Origin of the sequence: Micromonospora sp. NPDC048868, from assembly GCF_043198195.1 — a bacterium.
GTDB lineage: Bacteria > Actinomycetota > Actinomycetes > Mycobacteriales > Micromonosporaceae > Micromonospora > Micromonospora reichwaldensis.
In genome coordinates, this window is sequence record NZ_JBICUN010000001.1 from 106057 (window position 1) to 117889 (window position 11833).

At 74.0% G+C, this 11833-nt stretch carries 8 protein-coding genes and 1 pseudogene; all 9 read right to left on the reverse strand.

Going from position 1 to position 11833, the window contains the following annotated elements; genetic code table 11:
• Positions 1–13: 13 nt before the first annotated feature.
• The gene (gene murG, locus ACGFNF_RS00530; protein WP_151455888.1) at positions 14–1120 is read right to left on the reverse strand and encodes an undecaprenyldiphospho-muramoylpentapeptide beta-N-acetylglucosaminyltransferase; all 1107 of its coding nucleotides are present in this window, start codon (positions 1118–1120) and stop codon (positions 14–16) included.
• A complete protein-coding gene (locus tag ACGFNF_RS00535; RefSeq protein ID WP_393165314.1) occupies positions 1120–2532 on the reverse strand; it encodes an FtsW/RodA/SpoVE family cell cycle protein in 1413 nt (470 codons plus the stop codon). The genes murG and ACGFNF_RS00535 overlap by 1 nt, the downstream gene beginning before the upstream one ends.
• A gap of 308 nt (positions 2533–2840) precedes the next feature.
• Complete coding sequence (gene mraY / locus ACGFNF_RS00540; protein WP_393164833.1) at positions 2841–3968, reverse strand: phospho-N-acetylmuramoyl-pentapeptide-transferase; 1128 nt, start codon at positions 3966–3968, stop codon at positions 2841–2843.
• Positions 3965–5389: a UDP-N-acetylmuramoyl-tripeptide--D-alanyl-D-alanine ligase gene (murF, locus tag ACGFNF_RS00545; RefSeq protein WP_357580942.1), complete on the reverse strand. Its 1425-nt coding sequence runs from the start codon at positions 5387–5389 to the stop codon at positions 3965–3967. Before murF ends, mraY begins: the two co-directional genes overlap by 4 nt.
• The gene (locus ACGFNF_RS00550; RefSeq protein WP_393164835.1) at positions 5386–6948 is read right to left on the reverse strand and encodes a UDP-N-acetylmuramoyl-L-alanyl-D-glutamate--2,6-diaminopimelate ligase; all 1563 of its coding nucleotides are present in this window, start codon (positions 6946–6948) and stop codon (positions 5386–5388) included. The genes murF and ACGFNF_RS00550 overlap by 4 nt, the downstream gene beginning before the upstream one ends.
• A 52-nt stretch (positions 6949–7000) precedes the next feature.
• On the reverse strand, positions 7001–9214 hold the full coding sequence (locus tag ACGFNF_RS00555; protein ID WP_393164837.1) for a peptidoglycan D,D-transpeptidase FtsI family protein: 2214 nt from the start codon (positions 9212–9214) through the stop codon (positions 7001–7003).
• Between the two features lie 5 nt (positions 9215–9219).
• Positions 9220–9825 (reverse strand): septum formation initiator family protein, encoded by a 606-nt coding sequence (locus ACGFNF_RS00560; protein WP_393164839.1) that lies wholly within the window; start codon positions 9823–9825, stop codon positions 9220–9222.
• A pseudogene (rsmH, locus tag ACGFNF_RS00565) lies at positions 9815–10928 on the reverse strand (16S rRNA (cytosine(1402)-N(4))-methyltransferase RsmH). Before rsmH ends, ACGFNF_RS00560 begins: the two are co-directional and overlap by 11 nt.
• 205 nt (positions 10929–11133) lie before the next feature.
• The gene (gene mraZ, locus ACGFNF_RS00570) at positions 11134–11565 is read right to left on the reverse strand and encodes a division/cell wall cluster transcriptional repressor MraZ (RefSeq protein ID WP_393164841.1); all 432 of its coding nucleotides are present in this window, start codon (positions 11563–11565) and stop codon (positions 11134–11136) included.
• Positions 11566–11833: the final 268 nt, after the last annotated feature.

The following is an 11833-nucleotide window of genomic DNA, read 5'->3' on the forward strand; positions in this document are numbered from 1 at the left end:
ACGGTGCGCCCACTCACGGGGCCACCGCCTCCAAGACGAAGTTGAGCAGTGCCTCGTCGCCGTCGCGGCGGCCGTACGCGGCGGCGGCGGAGCCCATCGCGTGCAGCCGGTGCGGGTCGCGGATCAGCGGGATGATCGTCCGCTCGACCCAGTCCGGCGTCAGCTCGGCGTCGTCGACGAGCAGCCCGCCGCCGGCCTCCACCACGGGCAGCGCGTTGCGCTTCTGCTCCTGGTTGCTGTGCGGGTACGGCACGTAGATGGTGGGCAGCCCGATGGCGGCCACCTCCGCGCAGGTCATCGCCCCGCCCCGGCCGAGCATCAGGTCCGCCGCGGCGTAGCCGGCCTCCATCTCGGACAGGTACGGCAGCGTCACGTACGGCACCGGCAGGTCGGTGGGGACGGGCACCGGCTCGTTGCGCGCGCCGATCACGTGCAGCACCTGCACCCCGTGGCGGGCGAGTTCCTTCGCCGCGCCGGCGACCGCGAGGTTGATCGAGCGGGCGCCCTGCGAGCCACCGGCGACGAAGAGCACCGGCAGGTCGGGGCGGAGTCCGAAGTGGGCCCTGGCGGCGTTGCGCATGGCGAACCGGTCCAGCCCGGCGATGCCCCGGCGCAGCGGCACGCCGACGACCCGGGCGTCGCGCAGGGCCTCGGCCTGGGCGGGCTGGTGCGGGAAGCCGGCCGCCACGTGGCGGGTGAACCTCATTCCCAGCCGGTTGGCCACCCCGGGCGGCACGTTGACCTCGTGGATCACGATCGGCAGCTCGCGTCGCCAGGCGGCGAGGTAGGCCGGCACGGAGACGTACCCGCCGAAGCCGACCACCACGTCGGCGCGCACCTCGTCGATGACCTTGCCCGCGGCGCGGGCCGCGGTCCACATCCGGCCGGGGGTCTTGACCAGGTTCATGTTCACCGACCGGGGCAGCTGGTAGGCCGGGATCTGCCGCAGGTCGTAGCCCTGCGGCGGGATCAGCTCGTTCTCCAGGCCCTTCGGTGTCCCCAGGCAGGTGATCCGGACGCCGGGGTCGTGTCGGCGCAGGCAGTCGGCGAAGGCGAGCAGCGGGTAGATGTGCCCCCCGGTGCCACCTCCCGCGAGCACCACCGAACGCAGCGGACCCATCAACGTCTCCTCTCGTCCGCCGACCCGCGGCGGGTCCGGGCCAGCCGGACACCGCGCGGTGCGGCCACATCGTCCGGCCGCCGCTCCCGCGACCGGGGCACGGACCCTCGGGCAGCCGGGGGCGCCGCCGGACGGCGGCGCCGCCCGGGAAGCGGCGGCAACGGGGCCCAGAGTAGTCGGACCCATCGGGCCGGCGGACGGGCATGCAGTGCTCTGGCGGCGTCGGGTTCGGCGCGGGCGAAGGAGGCGAGCATCCCGATGGCGGCGAGGGTGACGACCAGGGCGCTGCCGCCGTCCGAGATGAACGGCAGCGGCACTCCGGTCAGCGGCAGCAGGCCGACCACCCCGCCGATGTTGATCACCGCCTGGCCGACCAGCCAGGTGGTCGCCGCCGCGGCGGCGAGCCGGCGGAACGGGTCGTCGACCCGGCGGGCGATCCGCAGCCCGGTGTACGCCAGCACGGCGAAGAGCGCCACCACCACGACGCACCCGACGACGCCCAACTCCTCGGCGACCACGGCGAAGATGAAGTCGTTCTCCGCCGCCGGCAGCCACTGCCACTTGGCGATGCTCTTGCCGAGGCCGACGCCGAACCAGCCGCCGTTCTCGATCGCGTAGCGGGCCTGGGCGATCTGGTAGCAGCCCGCGTCCTTGCACGCGTCCAGTGGAGGCGGGTCGATGAAGGATGTCAGCCGGGCCAGCCGGTAGTTCTCCGCGCCCGTCTCGCCGGAGCCGGCGCCGAGCGAGGCCACCGCGACCAGCAGACCGATGCCGAGCAGGCCCACCGCGGAGAGCGCGGCGAAGACCCGCTTGCGCACCCCGGCCGCCCAGAGCAGCCCCACCACCAGGGCGAGCAGGCAGAGCATCGTGCCCAGGTCGTTGTAGCCGACGAGGACGAAGAGCAGGCCCACCACCGGGAAGAGCGGGGTGGCCAGCTCCCGCCACCAGCCCAGCGCGGCGCCCTTGCGGGCGATCACGTGGGCGCCCCAGAGCACCAGGGCGAACTTCGCGAACTCGGAGGGCTGCACCTGGATGCCGCCGACGAAGAGCCAGAGCAGCCGGGCCTCGATCGGGCCGATCTGGGCCGAGTCCTGCTTGGTCAGCCGGGCGTACACGAGCAGCAGGTTGAGCACCAGCAGCAGGCCGATGGCGGTGAACAGCAGCGGCCGGCCCAGCGCCCGGTAGGTCGTCGCCGGCAGCCGCTGGCACGCCCAGAACGCGACGATGCCGATCACCGCGAAGATCGCCTGCTTGACCAGGGACGTCGAGGCGTTGCCGTTCTCCGCGTAGTCCCGGACGCTGGTCGCGGAGAAGACCATGGTGAGGCCGATCAGCAGCAGCAGGCCGGCGCTGGACAGCAGCAGGTGGTAGGAGGCCAGCGGCCGGTCCAGCAGCCCGCGCAGCGCGGCCAGCCCACCCGCCGGGTCCAGCCCGCGCGGCACCTGGGGACCGGGATCGTCCGGTCCCCGCGTCGCGGCGGGCGCGTCGCGCGTACGCCTGCCTCCCGCCGACCGCCCGGCCGTCCCCTCCGCCGTGACCTCTGTGCCTCGTCCCTCCCCCACCCGACCATCATGGCGGTTCCGCCGGGTCGCCACCGGCGCAACCGCCCGGTCGGCGTGTCGGGCTTGCGCCGGGGGCCGAGCGCCGTCGCGGCGGACGGACACGCCGCGGGGCCCGGGCGACGCGCGCCCGGGCCCCGCGGCGGGAACCGCCGGCCGGCTCAGGTCATGTTCGCGAGGAACTCGCTGTAGAACAGGCCCAGCGCGATGGCCACGCCGATGCCGGCGATGATCCAGAACCGGACCACGATGTTGACCTCGCTCCACCCCGCGAGCTCGAAGTGGTGCTGCAACGGCGACATCCGAAACACCCGCTTGCCGGTGGTGCGGAACGAGATGATCTGGATCACCACGGACATCGTGATGATCACGAAGAGGCCACCGATGATCGGCAGCAGCAGGATCGTCCGGGTGGACATCGCCATGCCGGCGATCAGGCCGCCCAGGCCCAGCGCGCCCGTGTCGCCCATGAAGATCCGCGCCGGCGAGGTGTTCCACCACAGGAAGCCCACGCAGGCCCCGGCCGCCGCACCGGCGATCAGCGCGATCTCCAGCGGGTCCCGCACGGCGTAGCAGTAGTCCTGGGTGTAGTTCGGGTCGGCGCACCAGTGCCGGTACTGCCAGAACGCGATAAGCGCGTACGCGGCGAGGACCATCACCGAGGCGCCGGTGGCCAGGCCGTCGAGGCCGTCGGTGAGGTTGACGCCGTTGGTCGCGGCCATCACCACGAAGATGAAGAGAACCACCGCGCCGATCTTGGTGAGGTCGAGCGCCGGAATGTCCCGGATGAAGCTGAGCGTCGTGCTGCCCACGGTCTCGGTGTTGGTCTGCGCGCCCGAGGCGTCGGTCATGGTGCTCGGGAAGTAGAGCGCCACCACGCCGAAGACCGCGCCGACCAGGATCTGCCCGAGCAGCTTGCCCCGCTTGTTGAGCCCGCCGCTGTGCCGCTTGCGCACCTTGAGGAAGTCGTCGATGAAGCCGACGGCGCCGGAGAAGACCATCAGCCCCAGCAGCACCAGCGCGGTGATCGTCGGCTCGACCTGGGCGATCTGCGCGTCCGGCAGGGTCGTCAGCGCCAGGTGCCCGGCCACGTACGCGATGACCGTGGCCAGGATGAACACCACGCCGCCCATCGTCGGCGTGCCCTTCTTGCCCTCGTTGCTGGCGAGCCCGAGGTTCGACCGGATCGGCTGGCCGGCCTTCAGCCGGGCGAACACCTTGATCGCGATCGGGGTGGCGAGCAGCGAGACCAGGAAGGCCACCCCGATGGCGACGATGACCGCCCTCATGCGGCGCCGCCCCCCGTCGCCGTCGGATCGGATCCGTTGCCGGCGGCGTCCGCGCGCAGCGCGTCGGCCACCTCCCAGGTGCGGTACCGGGAGCCCTTCACCAGGACGACGTCGCCCGGCCGTAGTTCGCTCCGCAGCACCTCGACGGCCGCCGCCTGATCGGTGAGCAGCACCGACTCTCCTCCCCAGTCACCTACCGATGTCGCGCCTTCGTGGATCGGCGCGGCCGGCTCGCCCACCACGAGCAGCCGGTCGACGCCCAGTTCGGCCGCGAGCCGGCCGACCTCGGCGTGCCCGTCGCGTTCGAAGGGACCCAGCTCGGCCATGTAGCCGAGCACCGCGACGGTGCGCCGCTCCCGCCCGATGCCGGTCAGCGCGCGCAGCGCGACCGCCATCGAGGCGGGATTGGCGTTGTACGAGTCGTCGATCACGGTCACCCCGTCGGCGCGTTCGAAGACGTCCATCCGACGGGTGGAGACCAGCCCCATGGCGCCCAGCGCGATGGCCAGCTCGGCCAGCGGCATGCCCAGCTCACGGGCCACCGCGGCGGCGGCGAGCGAGTTGGACACCTGGTGGCGGCCGGTCAGCCCGAGCCGCACCGGCGCGGTCCCCTCCGGGGTGACCAGGGTGTACGCGGGCCGCCCCCGGTCGTCCAGCGTCACGTCCTCGGCCCGCACGTCGGCGTGCGCCGCCTCGCCGTAGCGAACGACCCGGGCGACCGTACGCGAGGCCATCGCGTCGACCAGCGGGTCGTCGGCGTTCAGCACGGCCAGGCCGTCGGCGGGCAGCGCCTCGACCAGTTCGCCCTTGGCCAGCGCGATCGTCTCCACCGAGCCGAACTCGCCGATGTGCGCCACCCCGACGTTGAGCACCACGGAGATCCGGGGCGGCACCACGTCGCAGAGGTAGCGCACGTGCCCCACCCCCCGGGCGCCCTTCTCCATCACCAGGTAGCGGGTCTCGGGCCCGGCCTGCAACGCCGTGTAGGGGTGCCCCAGCTCGTTGTTGAACGACCCGGGCGGGGCGACGGTCGGGCCGAGCCGCGCGGTGAGCTGCGCGATCAGGTCCTTGGTGGTGGTCTTGCCCGACGAGCCGGTCAACCCGACGACGGTGAGCCCGGGCAGCCGGTCGACCACCGCACGGGCCAGCCGGCCCAGCGCGGCCAGCGCGTCGTCGACAAGCACCATCGGCACGCCGGGCACCTCCCGGGTGCCGAGTACGGCCACCGCGCCGGCCGCCACCGCGCCCGCGGCGTAGTCGTGCCCGTCCACCTTCTCGCCCGGGAAGGCGACGAAGAGCGCACCCGGGCGCACCTTGCGCGAGTCGAACTCGACCGGGCCGGTGACCCGGGCCTGCGGGTCGGCGCCGGCCAGCCGCCCGTCGACCGCCGAGGCGACCTCGGCCAGGCTGAGCGGGATCACCGCTGACCCGCCGGGTCGGCGAAGCGGGCGCGCAACGCGTCGGCCAGCTCGGTGCGGTCGTCGAACGGATGCACCTCGCCACCGACCTCCTGCCCGCGCTCGTGGCCCTTGCCGAGCACCGCGACCACGTCGCCCGGCTCGGCCAGCCGGACCGCCGCGTCGATCGCCGTCCGGCGGTCGGCCACCTCCTCGACGCGGGCCGTCGTGCCGGCGCGCCGGGCGCCGGCGAGCACCTCGGCCCGGATCGCCGCCGGATCCTCGGTGCGCGGGTTGTCGTCGGTCACCAGCACCACGTCGGCTCCCTCCGCCGCGGCGGCGCCCATCACCGGCCGCTTGCCCCGGTCCCGGTCCCCGCCGGCACCGATCACGCAGATCAGCCGGCCCGCGCTGAGCTCCCGCAGCGCCGCCAGCGCGGCGACGATCGCGTCCGCCTTGTGCGCGTAGTCGACCACGCCCCGGACCGGGCCGGGGGCGTTCACCAGCTCCAGCCGGCCGGGGACCCCGCCGCACGCGGCGACCCCGGCGGCGGCGGTCTCCGGGTCCACCCCGGCGGCGACCAGCACGGCGATCGCCAGCAGGGCGTTGGCCACGTTGTGCCGGCCCGGCAGCGCCACGCCGGCCGGCAGGGTCAGCCCGTCGGGGCCGTGCGCGGTGAACCGCTGCGCGTAGCCCTCGCCGCCGACCTCGTCGGCCCACCAGGTGGCGCTCGGGTCGCCGGCCGCCGAGTAGGTGACCGTCGCCGGACGGTACAGCGACTTCAGCGCCGGGTCGTCGTGGTTGAGCACCTCGACCGCGCAGCGCCCGTCGAACAGCTGCGCCTTCGCGGCGAAGTAGTCCGCCGTGTCGGCGTGGAAGTCCAGGTGGTCGGAGCCGAAGTTGGTGTAGCCGCCGACCGTGAACCGGACCCCGCCGACCCGGCCCATCGCCAGGGCGTGGCTGGAGACCTCCATGACCACGGCGGTGACGCCGCGCTCGCGGGCGGCGGCCAGCATGGCGTGCAGGTCGGTGGCCTCGGGTGTGGTGCGCACGCTGTCGATCGCCAGGTCGCCGAGGCGGGTCTCGACGGTGCCGATCAGGCCGGTGGTGTGGCCGGCGGCGCGCAGGCCGGACTCGACCAGGTAGGCCGTCGAGGTCTTGCCGGCCGTCCCGGTCACCCCGATCACCGTCAGTCCCTCGGTCGGGTCGCCGTAGACGGCCGCGGCGAGGGTGCCCAGCGCGGCGCGCGGGTCGGACACCACCAGCGCCGGCAGGCCCGCCTCGGCCGCCGCGTCGGCGCCCGCCGGGTCGGTCAGCACGGCCACCGCGCCGGCGGCCGCCGCACCGGCGGCGAACTCCGCCCCGTGCCGGCGGGCGCCCGGCAGGGCCGCGTACAGGTCGCCGGGGCGGACCTCCTGGCTGGCGTGGGTCACCCCGGTCACCACCAGCTCGGCGGCGCCCTCCGGGGGCTCGACGGCGAGCCGGGCGGCGAGGTCGCCGAGCCGGACACCGATCACGGTACGGGGACGAGGATTGCCGGGCACGGCGTCAGACCCTACCCGGTCGTCCGGTTCCGGCCGCACTGCCGCCCCGGTGGTTCGTCCGCACTCACCGATGATGTCGCGGCGTGGCCGCTCAACGCGGATAGACCGTGAACTTCGGGGCCTTCTCCCCACTCGGCGGCACCCCGTAGTGACGCAGCGTGAACTGCATCATGTCCCGGAACGCGGGGGCCGCGATGTCCCCGCCCCCGCCCGAGGGGGTGTGCGCGAAGACCGCGATCACGTAGCGCGGCTTCTCGGCCGGGGCCATCCCGATGAACGAGGCCACCTCGCCGAGCTGCTTACGCCCGTCGACCAGCCGCCAGCCGGTGCCGGTCTTGCCGGCGACCCGCCACTCGGGGATCGCCGCGGCCCTGCCGGTCCCGTCCTCGACCGTGGTGACCGCCTCCAGGATGGTCCGCAGCGCGGCGGCGTTCTCCGGGCTGAGTACCGACCGGGTGACCGGAGGATCGGTCGGCGTACGCTTCCCGTCCGGCCCGATCACCTCCTTGACCAGGCGCGGCTGCACGTACGTGCCGTTGTTGGCGATCGTCGCGTAGACGGCGGCCATCTGCAGCGGCGTGGCGTCCACGCTGTGCCCGATCGGCACCGACCCGTACGACGACCCGCTCCACTCGTCGAGCGGCAGCAGCCGCCCGCTGGCCTCGCCGGGCATGCCCACCCGTGTCGGCTCCCCGAGGCCGAAGCGCTTCTGGTAGTCGATGAGCCGCTCCGGGCCGAGCTTGTCCGCGATCTGGATGGTGCCGACGTTTGACGAGTACGCCATCATGCCGGGCAGGCTCATCCGCTTTCCGTCGGCCCGGTGCGTGTCGGAGAACCAGGTGTCGCCGATCTTGATGCTGTTGGCGATCGGCAGCGTGGTGTCGGGGGTGATCACGCGTTCCTGGAGCGCGGCGCCGAAGGTGATCGCCTTGTGCACCGAGCCGGGGTCGACCACGAAGCTGGTGGCCGCGTCCTCGCGGTCGGTCGGGTCGCTCGGCACGGGCTTCGCCGCGTTGTAGGTGGGGTGGCTGGCCTGGGCCAGCACCTCGCCGGAGGGGATCTCGATCACCACGGCGGCACCGGTGCTGCCCTTGCTCTGCGCCATGTGCCGGCTCAGCATCCGCTGCACCATGAACTGCAGGTCGCGGTCGACGGTGAGCTGGAGCGAGCTGCCCGGCTTGGCCTTCGTCGTCTCGCTGTAGCCGCCGGGGATCGGCGCGGCCAGGTCGCCGAGACCGACCTCGTAGACCCGCTTGCCGTCCTTGCCGCGCAGCACGTCGTCGTAGCGGGCCTCCAGCCCTTCCAGCCCGACCATGTCCTGGCTGGTGAAGCCGAGCAGGTTGGCCGCGAGGTCGCCGCCGGGCACCTCGCGGCGCTCGTCGCGGTGGGTGTAGATGCCGGGCAGCTCCAGCGCCGTGATCTGCCGGGCCTTGTCGATGTCCACTCCGCGGGCCAGGTATTCGAACTGCGAGTCGACGCCGTTGACCCGCTTGCGGGGCTTCATCTTCTCGGCCAGCTCCGAGGCCGGCATGCCGAGCAGCGGGGACAGCGCCCTGGCGGTGGCCTGCTGGTCCTTGACCTGCGTGGGGTCGGCGTAGACGTAGCGCGCCTCGACGCTGTGCGCCAGCGGGGCGCCGTCCCGGTCGTAGATGGCGCCGCGCGCCGCTGGCAGCGTGACGGTGCGCAGCCGGTCGGCGAGACCACCGCCGGCGTACGCCGGAGTCTCCACGGCCTGGAGGACCACCAGCCGGATGCCGATGACGGCGAAGAGCGTCAGGGTGAGCACGGTGCCGAGCCGCAGCCGGCGACGGGGATCGGCCAGCCGGGGCGGCTTCGGCGGCTTGCGCGACGGCCGCCGGGCGGCCGGACGGTCCGGCCGGCGCGCGGGGCGCGGGGCGGCGCGGCGGCGGGGCGCCGCCGGCTCGTCGTCGTGGCGCGGGGTGCGCGGCGTGACGGTGCGGACGACGCCGGAGCGGCCCGCCGCCTCCCGCCGGCCGGCCCGGCCGGTGCCGGCGCGCCCGCCGTCGAGGACCTGGAGGGCGGGGCGGAACGGGTCGCCGGAGCGCGTGCTGCGTGGCGTCCGGCGCTGCTCGGCGGGGCCGGCGTCGGCCTCCCGCTCGGCGCGACCGCCGGCGCGCTGCTCGCGCACGGTGCGCCCGCGCGGGGTGTACGCCCTGGCGTCGGAGATGCCACCGACCCCCGGCTCGCCGGAGCGCGGCTCGCCGCCCCGGCCTCCGGCGTTACGCGACGAACCGCGCCGGGAGCCTGTGGCGTCCCGGCGCGGTTCCTCCGATCTCGGCGGCACGGTCGTCAGCCTCCCGCGCCCTGCTGGCTGGTGATCGAGGGCTTGCCCCCGGCGGGCTGCGGCACGCCGATGACCTTGCCGTCGGGCAGCCGGATGTACGCCGGCTCGCCCGCCTCCACCAGACCGAGCTGGCGGGCCCGGGCCTCCAGGTTGCCCGGAGCCGCCGCGTCGGCGATCTCCTTGTTGAGCTTCTGCTGCTCCACGTCGAGCTTGGCCTGCTGCTCCTGGAGCTTCTCCAGCCGGAAGGCGTTCTCGTTGATCTTCGTGTTGACCGCCAGGATGCCGAGCACCCCGCCGACCACCAGCACCAGCACCAGCGCGGCGAAGGGCGCCCGCGGCACCCTCACCGGCGGCGGCGGCGCCACCCGCAGCCGGGGCGGACGGGCCGTGCCGGCGCTGTCCCGCTCGGCCGGACGCAGCGCGGCGCTGCCCTGGGTCGGGAACTCGCGCGCCCCCCGGGCGCGAGTCTCCCCCTGCCGGTTCGCGCGGTCCGCCCGCGGCGTGCCGGTACCGATGCGCGTGGCCCGCTCCGCCGCGGTCCGGCCCCCCGACCGCGGTGCGCGCTGCCCGCCGCCGGCGATGTCCCGACGGTCGCGCTTGTCAATAGTCATGTCCCTCCCCCTCTTCGTCCGTCCCTGTCCCGTCCCCCGGGGTCCGTCGGATCCGTGCCGGATCCGGGAGACCCCGCCCCTGGTTGGTGCATGGCCTTGACCCGCCGGCGGTACCGTTCGCGGTCGGTGCCGCCCTGCTGTGCCGCGTCCGGGTCGAGTCGCTCCGCGGCCCGCAGCCGCACTGACGCGGCCCGCGGGTTCGCGGCGACCTCCGCCTCCCCGGGGAGTTCGGCGCCCCGGCTGAGCAGCCGGAACGTCGGACCGGACCCGGGCAGTTCGACCGGGAGGTCGACCGGGCCCTTACTGCGGACCCGGTCGCTGAGCGCCGCCTTGGTGAGCCGGTCCTCCAGCGAGTGGTAGGACAGGACCACCATGCGGCCGCCCACGTTGAGCTTGTCGAGCGCGGCTGGCAGCGCCGTCTCCAGCGCTGCCAGTTCCTTGTTTACCTCGATCCGTAAAGCCTGAAACGTTCTCTTGGCCGGGTGTCCCCCGGTTCGTCGGGCGGGTGCCGGAATGGACTCCCTGACCAGTTCGGCCAGCCGCGCCGACGAGGTGATCCGGGCCCGCTCCCGCTCGCGGATGATCGCCGAGGCGATCCGACCCGCGAACTTCTCCTCGCCGTAGACCCGCAGCACGCGGGCCAGGTCCGGATGGGCGTACGTGTTGACCACCTCCTCGGCGGTCACCCCCCGGGTCTGGTCCATCCGCATGTCCAGCGGGGCGTCCTGCGCGTAGGCGAACCCGCGGTCGGGTGCGTCGAGTTGCAGGGAGGAGACGCCCAGGTCGAACAGGATGCCGTCGATCGCCGGGTAGCCCAGCCGACCGAGCACCTCCGGCAGCTCGTCGTAGACGGCGTGCTCCAGATGGACGCGGTCGGCGAAGCGGGCCAGCCGGACGCGTGCGTGAGCGAGCGCCTCGGTGTCCCGGTCCAGCCCGATCAGCACCGTCTCCGGATGCGCCTCGAGTACCGCCTCGGCGTGCCCGGCCAGGCCCAGCGTCGCGTCGACGTGGACCGTCCGCCCGCCCCGGCCCAGCGCGGGGGCCAGCAACTCGAGACACCGCTCGAGCAGCACCGGCACGTGCGTGCCGCGTAGCTCCCCCATGTCGACCCCCACTGGTGTGAAACCTTCGTCCTTCACGCGCCTGTCGTCGGACGACGCCGTGCCGTCGTACCGCCAGATCCCCATCCGCTCCCGCCCACCGGAGGCCGCGGCCCTCCGATCGGATCGTGCGCCTGGCACCGGGGAAGGGGTGCCAGGAACTCGAAAGCGGGTGGAGATCTCGCAGTACGTCGGGCGCCGTCACGCCCTACAGACCGCCGGGCAGCACCCCCTCCTCGATGTCGGCGAAGCCGTCTTCGCTCTCCGCGAGGTAGGTCTCCCAGGCAGCCTTGTCCCAGATCTCCACCCGGGTGCTCGCGCCGATCACGACCAGATCCCGGTCGAGGGCGGCGTAGTCCCGCAGGTGGGCCGGGATCGTCACCCGGCCCTGCTTGTCGGGCACCTCGTCGTGCGCGCTGGCGAAGAAGACCCGGCTGTAGGCTCGGGCCGCCTTGTTCGTCATCGGTTGCGCGCGCAACTGCTCCGCGATCCGCTGGAACTCGGGCATCGGGAAGGCGTAGAGGCAGCGATCCTGCCCTTTGGTTATCACGACACCCCCCGCCAGCTCGTCCCGGAACTTCGCCGGGAGGATCAACCGGCCTTTGTCGTCCAGGCGCGGGGTGTGGGTGCCGAGGAACATCGGCCCAACCCCCTCGCCCTTGAGCGGCGTTCGCGGCGCCGCTGACCCCCCGGGCCGGTGGGCCCTCCCGGCCTCACCACTGCGCCCCACTCTACTCCACTTCCCTCCACCCGCAACCAGAATCGCCCGCGTGGCGCGGCCTTTCGGCGCGCAAAACCGCACGTCAACGGGGGTGGAGCGGAGTGGAGGGCCGCGGGGCCCGCCGGGCCGGTCCGCTTTCCGACATAGATCGACTCCGTCCGGCTGAGCGCGTCCCGACCACCCCGCC